General features: G+C 70.8%; 16 protein-coding genes. 6 read left to right on the forward strand and 10 right to left on the reverse strand.

Going from position 1 to position 19,073, the window contains the following annotated elements; genetic code table 11:
* Positions 1-38: 38 nt before the first annotated feature.
* Both DN771_RS29305 and DN771_RS06060 read left to right on the forward strand, forming a co-directional pair.
* Entirely contained in the window at positions 39-221 is a 183-nt protein-coding gene (locus DN771_RS29305; RefSeq protein WP_162941596.1) for a hypothetical protein, read from the forward strand.
* On the forward strand, positions 211-1,068 hold the full coding sequence (locus tag DN771_RS06060; protein ID WP_162941597.1) for a phytanoyl-CoA dioxygenase family protein: 858 nt from the start codon (positions 211-213) through the stop codon (positions 1,066-1,068). The genes DN771_RS29305 and DN771_RS06060 overlap by 11 nt, the downstream gene beginning before the upstream one ends.
* A 4-nt stretch (positions 1,069-1,072) precedes the next feature.
* Here DN771_RS06060 and DN771_RS30830 read toward each other — a convergent pair whose 3' ends face one another.
* The 4 genes from DN771_RS30830 to DN771_RS06080 all read right to left on the reverse strand — a co-directional run bounded on the left by DN771_RS30830 (position 1,073) and on the right by DN771_RS06080 (position 8,348).
* Positions 1,073-3,955 (reverse strand): helix-turn-helix transcriptional regulator, encoded by a 2,883-nt coding sequence (locus DN771_RS30830; protein ID WP_116996447.1) that lies wholly within the window; start codon positions 3,953-3,955, stop codon positions 1,073-1,075.
* A 93-nt stretch (positions 3,956-4,048) separates the two neighbouring features.
* A complete protein-coding gene (gene recG / locus DN771_RS06070) occupies positions 4,049-6,193 on the reverse strand; it encodes an ATP-dependent DNA helicase RecG (RefSeq protein WP_116996448.1) in 2,145 nt (714 codons plus the stop codon).
* A 13-nt stretch (positions 6,194-6,206) separates the two neighbouring features.
* Positions 6,207-7,907: a DAK2 domain-containing protein gene (locus DN771_RS06075; RefSeq protein WP_116996449.1), complete on the reverse strand. Its 1,701-nt coding sequence runs from the start codon at positions 7,905-7,907 to the stop codon at positions 6,207-6,209.
* Positions 7,908-7,994: 87 nt separating this feature from the next.
* A complete protein-coding gene (locus DN771_RS06080) occupies positions 7,995-8,348 on the reverse strand; it encodes an antibiotic biosynthesis monooxygenase family protein (RefSeq protein WP_116996450.1) in 354 nt (117 codons plus the stop codon).
* Positions 8,349-8,508: 160 nt separating this feature from the next.
* Here DN771_RS06080 and rpmB point away from each other — a divergent pair, with 160 nt between their 5' ends.
* The 4 genes from rpmB (at position 8,509) to DN771_RS06100 (ending at position 12,408) form a co-directional block, all read left to right on the forward strand.
* Positions 8,509-8,700, forward strand: coding sequence for a 50S ribosomal protein L28 (gene rpmB, locus DN771_RS06085; protein ID WP_116996451.1), 192 nt, complete (start codon positions 8,509-8,511; stop codon positions 8,698-8,700).
* Between the two features lie 11 nt (positions 8,701-8,711).
* A complete protein-coding gene (locus tag DN771_RS06090; protein ID WP_116996452.1) occupies positions 8,712-8,936 on the forward strand; it encodes a hypothetical protein in 225 nt (74 codons plus the stop codon).
* A gap of 155 nt (positions 8,937-9,091) precedes the next feature.
* On the forward strand, positions 9,092-10,885 hold the full coding sequence (locus tag DN771_RS06095; protein WP_116996453.1) for a phosphoenolpyruvate carboxykinase (GTP): 1,794 nt from the start codon (positions 9,092-9,094) through the stop codon (positions 10,883-10,885).
* Positions 10,886-10,986: 101 nt separating this feature from the next.
* Complete coding sequence (locus DN771_RS06100) at positions 10,987-12,408, forward strand: amidase (RefSeq protein ID WP_205528440.1); 1,422 nt, start codon at positions 10,987-10,989, stop codon at positions 12,406-12,408.
* A 202-nt stretch (positions 12,409-12,610) separates the two neighbouring features.
* Here the strand turns inward: DN771_RS06100 and DN771_RS29310 are convergent, their stop codons facing one another.
* The 6 genes from DN771_RS29310 to DN771_RS06135 all read right to left on the reverse strand — a co-directional run bounded on the left by DN771_RS29310 (position 12,611) and on the right by DN771_RS06135 (position 19,069).
* Complete coding sequence (locus DN771_RS29310) at positions 12,611-12,991, reverse strand: hypothetical protein (RefSeq protein WP_162941598.1); 381 nt, start codon at positions 12,989-12,991, stop codon at positions 12,611-12,613.
* Positions 12,988-13,923, reverse strand: coding sequence for a hypothetical protein (locus DN771_RS06115; RefSeq protein WP_162941599.1), 936 nt, complete (start codon positions 13,921-13,923; stop codon positions 12,988-12,990). Before DN771_RS06115 ends, DN771_RS29310 begins: the two co-directional genes overlap by 4 nt.
* A 95-nt stretch (positions 13,924-14,018) precedes the next feature.
* Positions 14,019-15,197 (reverse strand): CaiB/BaiF CoA transferase family protein, encoded by a 1,179-nt coding sequence (locus DN771_RS06120; protein ID WP_116996457.1) that lies wholly within the window; start codon positions 15,195-15,197, stop codon positions 14,019-14,021.
* A gap of 59 nt (positions 15,198-15,256) precedes the next feature.
* Positions 15,257-16,147 (reverse strand): alpha/beta fold hydrolase, encoded by an 891-nt coding sequence (locus tag DN771_RS06125; protein WP_116996458.1) that lies wholly within the window; start codon positions 16,145-16,147, stop codon positions 15,257-15,259.
* Between the two features lie 97 nt (positions 16,148-16,244).
* Positions 16,245-17,852 carry an ABC transporter substrate-binding protein gene (locus DN771_RS06130; RefSeq protein ID WP_162941600.1) on the reverse strand — a complete coding sequence of 536 codons (1,608 nt, stop codon included), beginning with the start codon at positions 17,850-17,852 and terminating at the stop codon, positions 16,245-16,247.
* A gap of 119 nt (positions 17,853-17,971) precedes the next feature.
* Positions 17,972-19,069: a 5-methyltetrahydropteroyltriglutamate--homocysteine S-methyltransferase gene (locus tag DN771_RS06135; protein ID WP_116996579.1), complete on the reverse strand. Its 1,098-nt coding sequence runs from the start codon at positions 19,067-19,069 to the stop codon at positions 17,972-17,974.
* Between the last annotated feature and the right edge of the window lie 4 nt (positions 19,070-19,073).

Here is a 19,073-nt window from a genome sequence, read left to right on the forward strand (position 1 = left end):
GGCATTGACACGACGCAGTCGTGGCCTACGCTCCGGGCATGGTCGAACCGGAGCAGACGATCGTGTGCGTCGACTGCGGCGGACGGGCCCATCTTCTCACCAAGCCGCGGCCCGAGCCGCCCGCATGGGAGCCCGGCGACATCGTCGCCTACCGCTGCGAGGACTGCCTCGACCGATGGGACCTCGTCCTTCCCGAGGAGCACGATGGCGATGACGGCTGAACGCGCCGGCAACCCTGCCGGCCAACTCGCCGACGATCTGGCGCGGTACGAACGCGACGGCTTCGTGGTGATCCCGGGTGCGGTCACCGATGCCGAGCTCGACACGATCCGCGCCGAGCTCGAGCCGCATCTCGACGAGAGCCGGCTGCTCGGGCGCAACGACTTCGAAGGCTTCCGGACGAACCGGGTCTATGCCCTGCTCGCCAAGGCGCCGTCGGTGGCCACGCTGGTCGAGCACGAGCGGGTGGTCGCCATGCTCGACCGCCTGCTGATGCCCAACTACCTGCTGTCGGCGAACCTCGCCATCAACCTGTGGCCCGGCGAGACCGCCCAGCAACTGCACTTCGACGACTCCTTCTATCCGCTCCCCCGCCCGCGTCCGGCGATCAGCGTGAGCGCGATCTGGGCGATCGACGACTTCACCGAGGAGAACGGGGCCACCGAGGTGATCGCCGGGAGCCATCGTTGGGGTGACGAGGTGCCCGGCCCCGACACCGCGACGACCCCCGTCGTCATGACGGCCGGCTCGGTGGTGGTGTTCTCGGGGACGCTCTGGCACCGGGGCGGGGCCAACCGATCGGCTCGACCGCGGTTGGCGATCACGCCGCAGTACTGCGAGCCGTGGGCGCGCCAGCAGGAGCAGCACGTGCTCGCCACCGGCGACGGAGCCGCCGCCTTCTCGCCGCGTCTCCAGGCGATGCTCGGCTACAGCATCCACCCACCCTTCATGGGACACGTCAACGGGCTCCACCCGCGACGGCTCATCGACGATGCTTACGATCCGGCGGCGTCGGGCGCCGGCGAGGCGGCCACCGCCAGGTACGCCGAGATGCGCGGCGGGCGCTGACGCGTCAGCCGCGGAGCGCCGAGGAGAGCTCGCTGCGCGACGTGATGCCGAGCTTCTGATACGTGTGGGCGAGGTGCGTCTCGACCGTCTTCACCGACACGAATAGTTCCTCGGCGATCTCGCGATTGGTCCGTCCGGCAGCAGCGAGCATGGAGGTGCGTCGCTCGCTCGCCGTGAGGGCGCCGACCCCGCTCATCGGCCGCAGTTTGCGTGACGCGCCGAGGCCGCGCAGCGTGCTCGACGCGATGGAGACGAGGCGCGTGGCACCGCAGCGCTCGGCGATCTGCAGGGCCTCGGCGACGAGGCGCTGCTCCTCCGGTGTGCCGAGGATGGACGGGGACCGGGCGACCGACAGCAGGGTTCGCGCTTCTTCGAGCCGCGCGCCGAGCTTGGCGAACTCCGACACCACGAGCGCTCCGTCGTCGGTGCCCGACGTGCCGTCCGTGGTGACCAGCAGCCGGTGGGCTTCGGCGCGGGGCCGTGGCGCGCCGAAACGCTCGGCCTCGTCGAGGGCTACGCGAGCCAGCTCCCGGGCCTCGGCGAGCCGACCGGCCAAGAACGAGGCGAACGCGATGTTCACGCGCCAGGACACGAGGCCGGGCGACACGATCCCCGCCTCCTGCGAGCGTTCGAGGCCCCGTTCGAGATCGGCGAACGCTTCGTTCCACCGTTCGCGGGCGCCGTGCAGGCGGCCCCGGGCGAAGAGCAGGAAGAGGTGGAACACAGAGTCGCCGTCACCGGTGTCGTAGCCGTGGTCGGCGAGCAGCGCCTCGGCGCCGCCGAGGTCGTCGCGCTCACGCACCACGTCCACCAGCACGGCCAGCGCGCCCGGCACGAGGTGATCGAGGCGGTGGGCGATGGCCAGATCGAGCGACGTCTGGGCGTCGGTGGCGGCGTCGTCGAGGTCGCCGGCCCGGAAGGCGATCAGGGCACGGAGGAAGAGCACGATGCCGACGAGCGCCGGCGCGCCACGCCGCCGCGCCGCCGTGAGGTGCCGGTCGATGATGGTCGCTGCGTCGTCGTCGCGATCGGCCATCACCAGCGCGCAGAGCGGCAGGTGGAACCACACGGGGAGCATCGGGTCGGCGCCGCCGTCGCTGTCGAGCGAGGCGAGGGCGCGAGCGGCGAGATAGGCGACGTCGTCCGCCGGCTCACCGAGGCACGCACCGTGGTACGCGCGGATCCCGAGGATCGACGGGTCGGCGTCGGACTCAGGCGTCACGAGCGACATCAGCTCGGCCACCCGGTCGCGCACCAGGCCGGCAGCGACGGGGCCGATGGTGCCCACGAACGCGTGAGCGGCGACGAGCGCCAGATGGAGTGCCGGCTCCCTCGGAAGCTCGGCGGCGAGGGCATCGAGGTCGGCCACGGCATCGGCGGCCCGACCGTGCATCGCCTGGGTGACGGCTCGAGCCGTCGCCAGCTGGACGCGCACCTTGGGGTCGGTCAGGCGTTGCACGGCGAGGCCGAGATGCTCGATCGCTCCCGGGTCGAGGATGAACGACTCGGCGGCGCCGAGCCGTAGGGCGATCCCGAGCGCACGCTCCGGGGACGCCGGTTCGGCGAGGGCCCGGCGGAGCTGGGCGATCGCCACGTCGGTGGCGCCCTGATCGATGGCGATCCGCGCCGAGGCGTCGAGCACGTCGACGACGTCGGGATCGCCGACCGGCTCGGCCACCATGAGGTGCCGGGCGATGCGCTCGGGCCCGGCGCCCTCGGCGCGGAGGCACTGGGCGGCCGCACGATGACGGCTCGACCGGTCGCCGGGCAGGATGCCGCGGTACACAGCGTCCTCGACCAGCGGGTGGACGAACGCCAGCGGCCGGTCGGCTCGCAGCACGTCGGCGATCAGCAGCGCATCGGCTGCCTCGCCGACCGCATCGGGGCTGCGCCCGGTGAGCGCCGCGACGTGCCGCACGTGCGCATCGGCGCCGAGCACGGCGACCGATCGGGCGACCTCGAGGGCGTCGGACGACAGGTTGCCGATGCGCGACACGACCGCCCCAGCGGCGTCGATGTCGCGCAGGCGGCGGGCACCCGACGAGTCGGGCGTGACGTCGGCTCGGCTCGCCGCCTTCAGCAACTCCCCGACGAGGAACGGGTTGCCGCCGGTCTGCTCGACGACGACGTCGCAGAAGTCGGCCGTCTCACCGCTGCCCCCGCGCCGCGTCACGGGCGACGGCGCCAACGTCGTGCCCACCAACTCGGCCACGGCGATGGGACTCAGCGGCGCCGGGGTGAGCGGGACCACGTCGGGGTGGGCGAGCAGGCGGCGGAGCACCTCACCGTCCGGGCCCGGCACGGGCGGTCGGGAGCCGACGACGATCGCCACCGGGATCTCGGCGGCCCGCGGGGCGAGATGACTGAGGAAACGCAGCGACGGCGGGTCGAACCAGTGGACGTCGTCGCACACGAGCACGAGCGGCCGTGGCGACTCGGCGATCGCCACGGTCAACCAGTAGAGGCCGTGGAGAACGGCGCCGGGAGCGGCCGCCTCGGCTGCGTCGAACGCGGACGACCGGCCGAACAGGGCGGCGGCGGCCGCCGCACCGTCGGCGAACAAGGCGTCGGCGCCGGGCGAGCGGGCCACGAACGTGTCGAAGAGCTGCCGGACGGCGCCGTAGGCGAACTCCTGCTCCAGGCTGCCGCCGACTGCCGACAGGACCGTGAAACCACGCCGTTTCGCCTCCCGCAGTGCGCCGACGACGAGCCGCGTCTTGCCGATCCCCGCCGGTCCGGTGACCGTGATCATGCCGCCCCGTCCCTCGCCGACGGCATCGAGGACCGACGTCAACGCCGACCACTCCCGAGCTCGCTCGAGGAGCGGCTCGGGCGCGTCGGGGCCGCGCTCGCCCGGCTGGCCCTGAACCGGATGGGGGTGCACCACTGTCCGTGATCGTACCCGTCGCCGGTGACACGGTCCCGGCTGTTACGCCCCGGAACCCTCAGGCTGGGTGTCCTGGCAGCAAGCTTTTGAGGGCTACGAGCTGGCGAGGAACTCGGCGTCCTGCTCGGTGAACAGCAGCTCGAGCTCGTCGGCCAGTTCGGGGTGACCGGACAGATCGGGGTCGGCGTCGACGATCTCGAAGGCCGCCTCGCGGGCGAGGCGGATCAGCTCCTCGTCGTGGCGGAGCGACGCCAGCCGCAGGTCGCTGCGGCCCTTCTGCGCCGAGTTCATGATGGTGCCCTCACCCCGCAGGTGCAGATCGATCTCGGCCAGTTCGAACCCGTCGGTCGTCGACTTGATCGCCTCCACCCTGGCGCTGATGGTGCCGTCCTCGTCCGGCGTGCTGAGCAGCCAGCAGCGCGACTCGGCGGCGCCTCGCCCGACCCGCCCCCGCAACTGGTGCAGCTGGGCGATCCCGAACCGCTCGGCGTCGAGGATGACCATCACGGTCGCGTTGGGGACGTCGACACCGACCTCGATGACCGTCGTCGCGACGAGCACGTCGAGCTCACCGCGGCGGAACTGGCCCATCACGTCGTCCTTGTCGGCGCTCGCCATGCGGCCGTGGAGCAGACCGAGCCGGAGGCCGTACAGGTGCCCGCCCTGCAGCTCCTCGTACGTCTCGACGGCCGACGCCACCTCGAGCTTCTCGGACTCCTCGATCAGCGGGCACACCACGTAGGCCTGACGACCGGCGGCGACCTCCTCCCGGACGTCGGCCCACGCACCTTCGACCTCCAGCGGCGCGCTGGCGATCGAGGTCTTGATCGGTGTCCGGCCCGGCGGCAATTCGTCGAGGACGCTCACGTCGAGATCGCCGTACACGGTCATCGCGGCGGTGCGAGGGATCGGCGTTGCCGTCATCACCAGGACGTCGGGGACGGCGGCGCCGGCCTTGTCCCGAAGTGCCGCGCGCTGCTCGACGCCGAAACGGTGCTGCTCGTCGACGACGACCACGCCGAGGCGGTGGAACCCGACGGCTCCCTGGATGAGCGCGTGGGTACCGATCACGATGTCGATCTCCCCACTGGCGAGGTCGGCGAGGAGTTCCTTGCGAGCCGCCCCCGTGACGCGGTTCGTGAGCAGTTCGACGCGCAGCTGGCGTTCGCCGAACAGGTTGTCGGCGGGCACCCGCAGACCCTCCACCAGTGCCCGGACCCCGGCGAAGTGCTGCTCGGCGAGCACCTCCGTCGGCGCCATGAGGGCTCCCTGCGCTCCGGTCTGCACGGCCGCGAGCAGGGCGGTGAGGGCGACCACCGTTTTGCCCGACCCGACGTCGCCCTGCAGAAGCCGGTGCATCGGTTGCGTGGACACGAGGTCGGCGGCGATCTCTCCGATGACTCGCCGTTGGGCCCCGGTGAGCTCGTACGGCAGCGCGGTGTGGAACCGCCGCACCAGTTCGCCCTCGACGTGATGAGAGATCCCGACGGAGTTGGCCTCGATCTCGCGCTTGCGCCGGACCAGCACGAGCTGGACGCGCAGCAGCTCGTCGAAGGCCAGCCTGCGGCGCGCCCGGTGCTTGACGGCCATCGCATCGGGCAGGTGGATGTCGTGAAGTGCCTCGCCCCGGCCGACGAGGTCGTGGCGCTCGCGGATCGACGCCGGGACCGGGTCGCTGATGCCGCGCGGCGCCGAGCGTCGCAGCGCCTCCTCGACCCACGCGGCGATCTCCCACGTGTTGATCTGCGCCTTCTCGCTCTGCGGGTAGATCGGCACGATGCGCCCCGTGCGGTCGCCGATGAGGTCGACGATCGGGTTCGTCATCTGCAGGCCGCCGCGGAACTCGTCGACCTTGCCGAACAGCGCGACGTTGAGATCGGGCGTGAGCTGCCGCTCCCGCCACGGCTGGTTGAAGAACGTGATCTGCATGCGACCCGTGCCGTCGCCGACCACCGCCTCGACAAGCGACCGGCGATTGCGGGTGCGGCGGCTGGAGACCCGGCGCACGGTGACGAGCACGAGGGCCTCTTCACCGACGCGCAGATCGGCGACGCGGGCTTCGTTGGTGCGGTCGACCCAGCGACGCGGGTACGTCGACAGCAGGTCGAGCACGGTGTCGATGCCGATGCTGTGCAGCGCCTTGGCCTTCACCGGCCCGACGCCCTTCAACGTGGCGACGCCGATGTCGGCGAAGTCGCGGAGCGTGAGCGGGGCCGTCACGGCAGCGGTTTCCGACATCCGCGGGCCACGCCTACTCGACGCCGAACAGGTAGGGGTACAGCGGTTGACCGCCCTCGTGGTGTTCCATCTCGACGTCGGGGAAGCGCCCGGCGAACCACTCCTCGAGCGCCGCTGTCTCGTCGTCGACGGCGCCGGCGCCCGTGATCACGGTGACCAGTTCGCGTCCCTCGCCGACGAGATGCTCGAGCAGCGCCTTGGCGGCGGCGACGGCGTCGGGGGCGATGGCGACGATGCCCTCACCGCGGACGATGCCCATCCAGTCACCCTCGGCGATCGGGCCGGCGTCGGTGTTCGAGGCCCGCACAGCCTGCGTGACCTCGCCGGTCTCGATCGCCTCGGCGGCGTGGCGCATCGGCAGCACGTTGCCCGGGGCGTCGAGCTCGGGGTCGTAGGCGATCAGCGCGGCGAGCCCCTCGGGCATCGACCTGGTGGGCACGACACGGACGGTCTTGGCGGTGAGGGCGTCGACCTGCTCGGCCACCGGGATGATGTTCTTGTTGCCAGGCAGGAGGATCACGTGCTGGGCGTTGGCCCGCTCGACGGCCTCGAGGAGCTCGGCCGTCGATGGGTTCAGCGTCTGGCCACCCTTCACCACGACCTGCACGCCCAGATCACGGAACAGCGCCGAGATGCCGTTCCCGCTGCTCACGGCGACGACGGCGCACGTGACGGCGGGCAGCTCGCTCGGCGGTGTGTCCCCGGCACCGTTCGCCGACGCCGTGATCGCTGCCTCGCGCTGAGCGTGCTCGACGGCCACCTCTTCGAAGAGGTCGGTGACGCGGATCTGGAACGGCCGCCCGTCGAGGGCGAGCGGCACCTCGATCGCCGCCCCGATGTCGTTGGTGTGGACGTGGCAGTTCCACGTGCCGTCGCCGCCGACCACGACGATCGAGTCGCCGATCTCGCCCCACCGGTGTTTGAACGTGTCGATCTGTTCGTCGGCGAGGTGGCACAGGAACATCACCTCGTAGCGCTGCTCGCTGACGTCCAGCTCCCCGTCGACCCCCGACGAGCGTCTGGCCACGGCCTCGAACGACTCAGCGGCGAGACCCTCCAGCGACGGGTCGGGTGCGGGTAGGGGCTCGCCGTCCACCACGTGGAGCGCGGCGTCGAGGAGCAGCAGAAGCCCTGCTCCTCCGGCGTCGACGACGCCGGCGTCCTTGAGCACGGGGAGCAGCTCGGGCGTCGAGGCGAGTGCCGCGCGTCCGGCGTCTCGCGCCGCGCGAAGCACGGCGGTCAAGGACGGCGCGCCGTTGGCTGCCGCCGCCTCGGCCGCCTCCGCGCTCTCCCGCACGACGGTGAGGATGGTCCCTTCGACCGGCTTGAGCACGGCGAGGTAGGCCGCGTCGGAGGCCGCCCTCAGGGCGCTCGCGGCCCCCTTCGCGTCGGCCGCCTCGTGCTGCTTGAACGTCGCGGCCAGCCCACGGAGGATCTGCGACACGATGACGCCGCTGTTGCCGCGGGCGCCCATCAACGCGCCGTGGCTGATGGCGTCGCACGTGGCGGCCATCCCCTCGCGGGCGCCGTCCATCTCGGTGACGACGGCATCGAGCGTACGGGACATGTTGGTGCCGGTGTCCCCATCGGGGACGGGGTAGACGTTGAGGCGATTGATCGCCGTCTGATGCGTCCTCAGCAGGTCGCGGAACACGGTGATCGTTCGGCGGAGGACCTCGACGTCCACGTGCTCGATGACCGCAGCCTCGCTCATGCCCGACCGTCCGGAATCGACGAAGAGCTGGTGGGGACGGCGCCGGGGATGCGATCGACGGGCACCCCGACAGCGTAGTGATCGGGTTCAGTCGCCCGGCGGCTCGGTCCCGACGGGCCCCGGCCCGTAGGCGCGCTCGACACTGGCGACGCGCGTCTCGTAGTGCTCGTACCACCGCTCCCGTCCGATGCGCCGGGCGGTGGCGTGCTCGGCCACGGCCTTCCACGCGCGGGCGTCGGCCTCCGTGCGCCAGTACGACACAGTGATCCCGAAGCGGGTCGCGGGGTCGCGGCTCGACTCGATCCCCAGGTAGCCGGGTTGACCGGCGGCGAGCTCCTCCATCCGCTCGGCCGTGGCGGCGTACCCGGCGTCGTCGTCGACGGTGCGCAACGACGAGAAGATGACGGCCACGTACGGAGGCTGCGGCGTGCGTGCGAACATGGCGCCAGCGTCGCGCAGGTGGTATCAGCGCTCCGTTTCGATATCGTCTGATGACTGTTCGACCACGTCGTCGTCCCGGCTGCGCCGGGTCGGTCCGGCGTCCGGCGAGCGAATGTGATCGCCCGGCTAGTGGCCGGACTCGTGACGGAGAACCAAGACCATGGCCTCAGTGTGTGAAGTGTGCGGCAAGAAGCCCTCGTGGGGTATGTCGGTGTCGCACTCGCACCGGCGCACGAAGCGGCGCTGGAACCCGAACATCCAGCGGGTCCGCGCGATCGTGAGCGGCTCCACCAAGCGAGTCAACGTCTGCACCGGCTGCATCAAGTCGGGCAAGATCGTCAAGGCGAGCTGAGCGCATCCACCATGCAAGGCGTCGTCAAGGCGTACGACCCCGTGAGCGGGAGCGGTGTGCTGATGTGTGACACCGACCTCGCCGACTACGAGATGAGCCCCAACGCCCTCGACGGCTCGGTGCTGCGGATGCTGCGCCAGGGCCAACGAGTGATCTTCGACCTGGACGAGGCCGGTCGCGCCACGGCGCTGCGCCTCGGGTCCGAGGTCGACATGAAGACACCCGGCGAGGACTGAGCGCTCAGCGCGACGTCCTGCGCGGTCCGGTCGTTCGTCACGCGCAGCTTGCCCGCCCGGGAAGGATTCGCAAACATGGGGCGATCCGCGGCAGGATTTCCGTAGTCGTCCCAAGGTGTGGGACAGACGTCAACGGAGACGGGGTTCAAAACGCGATGAGTGCTCATACCAGCCACAGCAAGCTCCAGGCCTGGGTCGACGAGTGGGCAGCGGTGCTCGAGCCCGACTCGGTCTACTGGTGCGACGGCTCCGCAGAGGAGTACGAGCGGCTGTGCGGTGAGTTGGTGGCTTCCGGGACGTTCACTGCCCTGGACGCCGAGAAGCGCCCGAACAGCTACTGGGCCCACTCCGATCCCGGCGACGTGGCCCGCGTGGAGGACCGCACGTTCATCTGCTCGGCGAACGAGGCCGACGCCGGCCCGACCAACAACTGGCGCGACCCGGCCGAGATGCGCGCCGAGCTCACCCGCCTCTACACCGGGGCGATGAAGGGTCGCACGCTCTACGTCGTGCCGTTCTCGATGGGCCCCCTCGGATCGCCCATCGCCCACGTCGGCGTGCAGCTCACCGACTCTGCCTACGTGGCCACCAACATGCGGATCATGACGCGCATGGGTCAGGGCGCGCTCGACGTCATCGGCACCGACGGCAAGTTCGTCCCGTGCGTCCACTCGGTGGGCGCACCCCTCGAGCCCGGCCAGGCCGACGTCGCATGGCCGTGCAACCCCGACAACAAGTACATCGTCCACTTCCCCGAGACGCGCGAGATCATGTCGTACGGCTCCGGCTACGGCGGCAACGCCCTCCTCGGCAAGAAGTGCTTCGCCCTGCGCATCGCCTCGGTGATGGCCCGTGACGACGGCTGGCTGGCCGAGCACATGCTCATCCTCAAGCTCACCAATCCCGAGGGCGAGTCGAAGTACATCGCTGCGGCGTTCCCGTCGGCGTGCGGCAAGACCAACCTGGCGATGCTCGTGCCGACGATCCCCGGCTGGAAGGCCGAGACGATCGGTGACGACATCTGCTGGATGAAGTTCGGTGCCGACGGCCGCCTGTACGCCATCAATCCGGAGGCCGGATTCTTCGGTGTCGCCCCCGGCACCGGTTACGACACCAATGCCAACGCCATGGAGACCTTGTGGGGCAACTCGATCTTCACCAACACGGCGCTCACCGACGACGCTGACGTCTGGTGGGAGGGCATGACCGACAAGGCTCCGGCCCGGGCCACCGACTGGCGCGGCAACCCGTGGACGCCCGAGGTGGACACCCCCGCCGCCCATCCGAACGCCCGCTTCACGGCACCGGCCGCGCAGTGCCCGTCGATCGCCCCCGAGTGGGAGGATCCGGCCGGCGTGCCGATCTCGGCGATCCTCTTCGGCGGTCGCCGTCGCACGACGGTGCCGCTGGTGACGCAGGCCTACGACTGGGAGCACGGCGTGTTCCTCGGTTCGATCATGGCGTCGGAGACCACGGCGGCCCAGCAGGGCGCCGTCGGCAAGCTGCGCTTCGACCCGATGGCGATGTTGCCGTTCTGCGGGTACAACATGGCCGACTATTTCTCGCACTGGCTCAGCGTCGGCAAGAACACCGACGCCGAGAAGCTCCCGCAGATCTTCTTCGTCAACTGGTTCCGCCGCGACGAGGACGGCCGCTTCCTCTGGCCCGGCTACGGCGAGAACAGCCGTGTGCTCAAGTGGGTGTTCGAGCGGGTCAACGGATCGACCGGCGCCACCGAGACCCCGATCGGCCTACTGCCGACCGCCGACGCCCTCGACACGACCGGCCTCGACGTGAGTGACGACGACCTCGACACGCTCCTGTCGGTCGACGTGGCCGGTTGGCAGGCGGCGTTGCCGCAGATCCGCGAGCACTACGCCCAGTTCGGCGACGCCATCCCGGCGCAGCTCGCCGACGCCGTCGACACCCTCGCCTCCCGCCTCGGCTGATCGTCATCTTCTTGTACTGATTCCTCCTCACGGGCGAGGAGGGATCAGTACAGGAACTCCGGGTGATCGCCCGGTTCCGGCCCGCGCGAGACTGCCCGCCCATGATTGACGATCTGTGGCGGAAGGGTTCGGACGAACTGGCGGCGATGATCGCTGGCAAGGAGGTCTCGTCCACCGAGGTGGTCCAGGCCCATCTCGATCGCATCGCCGCGGTCAATCCCCAGCTCAACGCGATCACCACCCTGCTCGCCGAGTCGGCGCTGGAGGCGGCCGCCGACGCCGACCGGACGACGGCGGGTGGGGGCGCGCTCGGCCCGTTGCACGGCGTGCCGATCACGGTGAAGCAGAACATCGACCTCGTCGGGTCGGCGACCAACCAGGGCATGGTGGCCCTGGCCGATGCGCTCCCAACGGCCGACTCCCCCGTCGCCGAACGCATGAAGGCCGCCGGTGCGATCCCGATCGGGCGCACCAACTGCCCCGACATGGGCCTGCGCCTGCACACCGACTCGGGCCTGTTCGGCCTCACCCGCAATCCCTGGCACCCCGACCGTACGACCGGCGGCTCGTCAGGCGGTGAGGGCTCGGCGCTGGCGAGCGGGATGAGCCCGCTCGGTCTCGGCAACGACATCGGCGGGTCCCTGCGCAACCCGGCCACGTGCTGTGGCATCGCGTCGATCAAGCCGACGCAGTCGAGCGTGCCGTTCTTCACGTCGATCCCCGTACCCGACAGCGGCTTCGGCAGCCAGACGATGCTGTCGGAGGGACCGATGGCACGCCGCATCGGCGACGTCCGCACCGCCCTCGGCATCCTCGCCGGGCGTGATCCGCGCGATCCCAACTCGATCCCGGTGGTCCCTCCGGCGCCGCGACCGACGGACCGGCCGATCCGCGTCGCCGTGCTGGCCGAGCCGCCGGGGAGCACCACCGATCCGCGCGTCGCCGGCGTGGTCCGCGGTGCGGGCGACGCCCTCGTCGCGGCGGGCTACGACGTGTTCGACGCCACTCCCCCGCGATTCGAAGAGATCTGGTCGGTGTGGCTGGGACTGCTCATGGCCGACCTGTTTCCGGTGGCCGAGCTGCTCCTGCCGATGCTCTCCGACGACGCCCGCACCTTCCTCACGCTCGGTGCCGACTTCGTGACGCCGCTCGATCTGTCGGCGATGCTGCAGACGGCGATGGCCCGGCAGTCGCTGATGCGTGATTGGGCGATGTGGTTCGCCGGCACCGCCGACGTCCTTCTCACCCCGACGTGGACGGAACTGCCCTTCGAGCACGGATTCGACATCTCGTCGCCCGAGGCCTCGGCGTCGATCACCGTGATGGCCCGCTCGGTCCTCCCCGGCAACCTGCTCGGCATCCCGTCGGTCTGCGTGCCCGCCGGTCTCGTGGGCGGCCTGCCCGTCGGCGTGCTCGTCAACGCCGACCGCCATCGCGACGACCTCGCCCTCGACGTCGCCGAGGCGATCGAGGCCGCCTGCGGCCTCGACACCCCCATCGATCCGTGGCGCGCTGAGGACTGAGCAACCGACCGCGCGGCGGCCGGATCCGGTGGGCCTCCGTGTCGCGGTACGGCTAGGTCGGGGGGTTTGGGGGGCGGTAGCCCCCCAATGCGGCGGACGGCCGGCTTTGCCGGCCGCCGCCTGCAACTGGGTGCGGCGAAGCCGCTCTTCGAAACTCGACCGCTGCAGTGAGCGAGGAACGAGCGAACGGAAGCGGTCGAAACTACGCCAAGGCGAGGGTCTCGCGGAGGCCGAGGCCCATGATGAACAGGCAGCCGCCGCCATAGAGCAGGTACTCCTTGCCCTTCATCCACGAGCTCGTGCGGTAGCTGTAGAGGATGCCGACGGCGATCACGGCCGAGAACCCGTACAGGGCGTGCAGGCGCGCCGGCTCGATGTCGTAGCGCGCCATCAGGATCGTCCCGGTGATCGCCTGGGCGAACGTCATCAGCTGGGCGACGATGACCGCCGCCCAGAGCGGCCGTCCGCGGAGCCGGGGCCACTGGTGGGCGGCGAGCGCCCAGGCTCCGGCTGCGGCGTTGGTGCCGACGAGCACCCACGCCAGCACCTCGTGCCACTGCGCGACGACGAGGGCGGCGATCACACCCCGCAGTCCTCCCCGCCGAACAGCACGGTGACCACGCCGTCGGCCGCATGATCGGTGAGAAACCCGCCGAGGTTCTCGTCGACGAAGAACGCCGGATCGGCGATGCCCTCCTCGCCGGGGAACACCTGGGCGTCGGGATAGTTGGCCAGCAGGTACTGCACGGTGCTCCCGACGCCGATGCCCTCGGGCGTGGCGAGGCCCTGCGGCGTGACCTCGAGGCTGTCGCGGTTGCCGTAGACGTAGCCGAAGAAGTGGCGGACACCCTCGGCGAATCGGGACGTGTCGCCGAAGTACAGGTCGAGCGAACCCCAGGTGACCCGGCGCACCTCGGTCCCGGCGCAGCTGCTGACGGCGAGGGGATCGGACCAGCCGGTGTCGTCCGATGGCTCGCCGAGCACGCCGGTCACGGCGGCGATCACGGTGTCGGCGTCGTCGCAGAAGCGGCCGAGGCCGATGCCGTCGCGGCCGAGGACGATCTGCTGATCGGGCGTGACCGACCCGGGCGGCGGGGTCGGCACCGACCCGTCGGCGGGCGGCGACGCGGCGGGCAGCGGCACGTCGATCGTCGGCGCCGCAGAGCTACTCGGAGCAATCGTCGTCGGCGCGGCGGTCGTGGGAGCCGCCGTCGTCGGGGCGACCGTCGACGTGGTCGCGGGCGCTGGCTCCGACCCGGCGTCGGTGGGTGCCGTGTCACCGCCACCCACCACACATGCCGGAGGTGCCGACGTCTCGGTGGCGCCGTCGGGGGCGGCCGTGTCGATGACCGCCTCGGCCGTCGGAGCCACCGTCGACGCAGTCGGGGCGTCGGGCGGTGCGCTCGCCGAGGTGAGCGCACCGGCGCCGACGATGGCACCCAGCGTGACGGCGACACCCACCGGCCAGCGCCGGCGAGGTCGTCGAGGGAGTCGGGGTGGGTTGGTCGCTTCCATGGGGGGTCCGCCGATCTGTCGTGAACGGCGTCCATTCTGCCCCGACGACCCGCGCCCGACCCGGGACCCGGCGCGCCGCTCACGGTGGCGGCGGGTCACCCCGCCTGGACGACGGCCCCTGACGCCACCAAGGCGTCGATGCGGTCGGCGGCGAACCCCCAGTCGGCGAGGACGTCACGGGTGTCCTGACCGGGATGCGGCGGGGGCGCGTCGATCTCGGCCTTCGTGCGGCTGAACCGCGGCGCCGGCGCCGGCTGCAGCCGACCGGCATACTCCACGAACGTGCCCCGCGCCTGGTTGTGCGGGTGGGCTGCGGCGTCGCCCATCGACAGCACCGGGGCGAAGCACACGTCGGTCATCTCCAGCAGTTCGCACCACTCGGCGCGGGTCTTGGTGAGGAACAGGTCGCGCACCTTCTGCTTGAGGGCCGGCCAGCCCGAGCGATCGTTCTGGGCGGCGAACGCGGGGTCGGAGCCGAGTCCCGTCCGTTCGAGCAGCTCGGCGTAGAACTGCGGCTCGATCGAGCCGATCGACACGTAGAGCCCGTCGCTGCACTCGTACACGTCGTAGTACGGCGCGCCGGTGTCGAGGACGTTGGTCCCGGGGGCGTTGTCGTCGAAGAACGCCGAGCCGCGGAACGACCAGAACATCGTCATCAGCGCCGCCGTGCCGTCCACCATCGCCGTGTCGATGACCTGGCCCTTGCCGCTGCGCTGAGCCTCGAGGATGCCGCAGACCACGCCGAAGGCGAGGAACATCCCGCCGCCGCCGAAGTCGCCGACGAGGTTCAGCGGCGGCACCGGCGCCTGCCCCTCGCGCCGGATGTGCGCCAGCGCACCAGCCAGGGAGATGTAGTTGATGTCGTGCCCGGCGGCCTGCGCGTACGGACCGTCCTGGCCCCAGCCCGTCATCCGGCCGTAGACGAGCTTCGGGTTCCGGGCGAGGCACTCGTCGGGCCCGACGCCGAGACGCTCCATCACGCCGGGCCGGAAACCCTCGGTGAGGGCGTCGGCCGACTCGACCAGGTCGAGGAGGGCCGCAACGCCGTCGGGCTGTTTGAGATCGATGCCGATGCTGCGGCGGCCTCGGGCCGAGATGTCGGCGCCGGGACCATCAGGGAGCTCGCTGGCGACGGCCTGGGCGCGCTCGACCCGGACCACCTCGGCGCCCATGTCGGCGAGCAGCATGGCGGCGAAGGGGCCGGGTCCGATGCCGGCGATCTCGATCACCTTGTAGCCGGCGAGGGGGCCCGTGCGTGTGACGTTGGCGGTCATGGGAAGCGGTTCCTTTCGGGAGCGGGGGGAAGAACGTGAGGTCAGGGGGTGCCGGGGCGTCAGAGGGCGAGCATCGCCGCAGTGATCACCGGCCAGAGGGGTTCGGGAAGGTCGTGGCCCATGTCGCTGAGGTAGAGGAGCGCCGAGCCGGGGATCGCCGCCGCCGTCGCCTCGCCGCCGTCGGGCGTGATCAGCGTGTCGTCGCGGCCGTGGACGACGAGCGCGGGCACGTCGAGCCCGGCCAGCGCGGTGGCTCGATCGCCGCTGGCGTAGATGGCGGCCAGCTGGCGGGGCGCACCCTCGGGGTAGAACGAGCGGTCGTAGGCCGCGGCGGCCCGCTCGCGGATGCGGTCGACGTCGGCGTACCGCTTCGAGCACCACACGGTGGTGCGCTCGGAGTTGGCGATGTAGGCGTCGCGGTCGGCCGGCGGAGGCGACAGCAGTACCTCGAGCGCTTCCGGCGACGGCTTGCCGACGCGCTGGTCGCCGGGCGCGCTCATGATCGACGTCAGCGACAGCACCCGGTCGGGATGGTCGATGGCGATGGTCTGGGCGATCATGCCACCCATCGACGCCCCGGCGACGTGAGCCTTGTCGATGCCGAGCACGTCGAGGAGCCCCACGGCGTCGTTGGCCATGTCCGAGAGGTCGTACGGCACCTCCGGGACGGGCGAGCCGCTGAGCGACGCGCTCAGCACGGCGCCGCTGTCGACGGTCACGCCGTCGAGCTTCCCCGACAGTCCGCAGTCACGGTTGTCGAAGCGGATCACGTGACGGCCGGCGGCCGCCAGCCGTTCGCAGAACGCCGGCTCCCACGCCGTCATCTGGGCCGTGAAACCCATGACGAGGAGCAAGGCAGGGTCGTCCGGCGATCCGAACGTGTCGTACTCGAGGTCGATCGTGCCGGCGTCGTTGCCGGTACGAGTCGAGGTCACGGTGGCACGGGGCATCCGCCGAGTCTCGCAGCCGGACCGCGGTCGGGAGAACCCGAGGTGCCCGTGACGTGACGAGGACGGGGCCGGCCGCGGCCGGCCCCACCCTACGACGTCACCGGTAGCCGACCTCTTCCCACAGTGGGAACGCTCCGATGTTGATCGTCCGGGGGACGATGAAGTCGTCGCTGAAGCCGACGGTGTTGATCTGCTGGCCGGTGAAGATCACGGGAACGTCGGCGATGATCTGCTCCTGGACGACGTCCCAGACCGCCTTCTGCTCCTCGACCGTCGTGGCGCTCTGCAGGTTCTCGAGGGCCCCGGCGACGGTGTCGTTGCTCCACTTGCCCGGGTTCAGGTAACCCTCGGGATGGACCGCTTGGTACACGGACGGGATCGGGCTGACGACCTGCATGGCCCAGCTGAGCGCCTGGTACTCGCCCGACGTCGACGCCGCGATCTGCTCCGTCGGCTGCAGGAAGAGGGCTTCGAACGAGACGTTCTCGTACTCGGCGAGCTGGGCGATGATCGTGTCGACGAGCGCCGTCTCCGACGGCGACGGCGTCACCGTCAGCGTCCATTCGAGCGGCTTGCCCTCGGCCGCCAGTTCGTCGAACAGGCGCTGCGCCTCCTCGGGGTTCTGGGCCGGAAGGTCGTAGGCGGCGTCGTAGAAGGGTGACGACGCGGGGAACAGGTTGGTGACCACCGGCGTGTTCGGCGTGGAGGCCTCGGCGAGCAGGCTGCGATCGAGGGCGTAGTACAGCGCCTGGCGGGCGCGGACGTCGTCGAACGGCGGACGCGCCGTGTTGAGGTTGAGCGTCGCTCCGCCGCCCATGTGGCTGGCGATGGCGTTGGCCGACTCCAACAGCTCGGCCGTCGGTCCGCCGCCGATGGTGCTGGTCATCTGGGCGGCGCCCGAGGCGACGGCGGACACCTGCTGGGAGCGGTCCGTGACGTTCTCGAAGGTGAGCTCGTCGAGGTAGGGACGACCGGGGTGGAACTCGGCGAAGTAGGGGTTCCGTTCCAGCGTGATCGTCTGGCCGGGGTCCCAGTCCTTCACCATGAACGGGCCGGCGCCCACCGGCCGCGTGCCGACTTCGACGCCCTCGTCGATCGCCGCCTGGATCGCGGTCGGCGAGCCGATGCCGGCGAAGTTGGCGACGAGGTCGCCGGCCCAGCCGGGATTGGGTGCCGGAAGCGTCACCTGGAGGGTGAGCTCGTCGAGCACCTCGAGCTCGAGGGGCGCCGCCACCGCCTGGAACCGCGATCCGGTCTCGGGGTCGGCCGATCGTTCGATGTTGAACTTGATCGCCTCGGCGTTCATCGGCGTCCCGTCGCTGAATTTGATCCCGTCGTGCAGCGTGAGCGTCCAGACCGTGGAGGCCTCGTTGGGTTCGAGCGATTCGAGGAAGTACAGCTCGACCTCCCCGGTCTGGGGGTTGAAGTACGCCAGGTGGCCGAAGACGGCGCCCATGATGGCGCCCTCGGCGTAGGCCAGCGAGACGCGGTGCAGGCTCGGGTCCATGGCGACCAGCGAGCCGAGCATCACCATCTTGGCGCTGCCTCCGGTGGTCGGCTCCGCCGGCTCAGACGGTGGAGCCGTCTCGACGGAGGTTGCGCTCACGGCGCCGCCCGCGGAGGCGACCGCCACGGCGAGGGCGGCGATCAGCCCTCGTCGCAACGACCGGCGCGGCCGACCAGCTTGGAGCATTCGATGAGTCATGGTCTCTCCCCCTCTCCCCGGGTACCGCCCCGAGGACCAGAACGCACCGATCATATATGATCATGTGGGCGTTTGTCCATCTCAGTGTGCTCCGGCGACGGTGCCGACAGCGGGCCGCGTCAGCCCCAGACGGACGCCGCCGTTTCGACGACGAGCTCGAGCTTGCGCCACTGATCGTCGATGGTGAGGTCGTTGCCGTGATGGCTGCTCGAGAACCCGCATTGCGGGCTGAGGGCGAGGCGCTCGAGGGGCACGATGCGTGCCGCCTCCTCGATGCGGCGCTTCAGCTCCTCGGGATCTTCGAGCTGGGCCAACTTCGACGTCACCAGCCCGAGAACGACCGTCTTGTCGTCGGCCAGGTGCCGGAGCGGCTCGAAGCCCCCGGCCCGGTCGCTGTCGAACTCGAGGAAGAAGGCGTCGACGTCCATGCCGCCGAACACGGGCTCGGCGATCGGCTCGTACCCACCGCTCGCCACCCAGCGGCTGCGGAAGTTGCCCCGGCACATGTGCGTGGTGACGAGCAGGTCGTCGGGCCGGTTGGCGATGATCGCGTTGGTCGTGTCCCGGTAGCGGCGCACCAGGTCGTCGGGATCGTCGCCCCTGGCGGCGATCTGGGCTCGGAAGGCCGGGTCGCAGAGGTAGGCGAAGCTGATGTCGTCCACTTGGAGGTATCGGCATCCCGCCTCGTAGAGCAGGGTGATCTCATCTCGGTAAGCGACGACGAGGTCGTCCCAGAACTGCTCCATGTCCGGGTACGTCGTCTCGTCGACGACACTGCGGCCTCCCATCAAGGTGACGACGCCCGGACCGGGGATGGTGAGTTTGGCCGGGTGCGAGGTCGCCGCCGAGGCAACGAACGCGAAGTCGTCCACGAAGATCGGCCGAGCGTGCCGCACCGGCCCGGTGATGACCGGGATCGGCGGGCTGTCGCCCTCCCCCTTGAAGTTCGCGGGGCGCGGTCGCGCCGCGAGCTCGACGCCATCGAAGGCGTGAAGGAAGTCGAGGTGCCACCAGTCGCGCCGGAACTCGCCGTCGGTGACGGCGCCGATCCCGATCTCCTCCTGCTTCGCCACGGCCGACGCGATCTCGTCGTCCTCGATCGCCGCCAGCTCCTCGGGCTCGAGCTCGCCGTCCTTCCACGCCTGCCGGGCCGTGGCGAGCCGAGCCGGCCGAAGCAGACTGCCGACCATGTCGGCACGGGACGGTAACTGCATCATGGTG

It is taken from the genome of Desertimonas flava (assembly GCF_003426815.1).
In the GTDB taxonomy this organism is placed as follows: Bacteria; Actinomycetota; Acidimicrobiia; order Acidimicrobiales; family Ilumatobacteraceae; genus Desertimonas; species Desertimonas flava.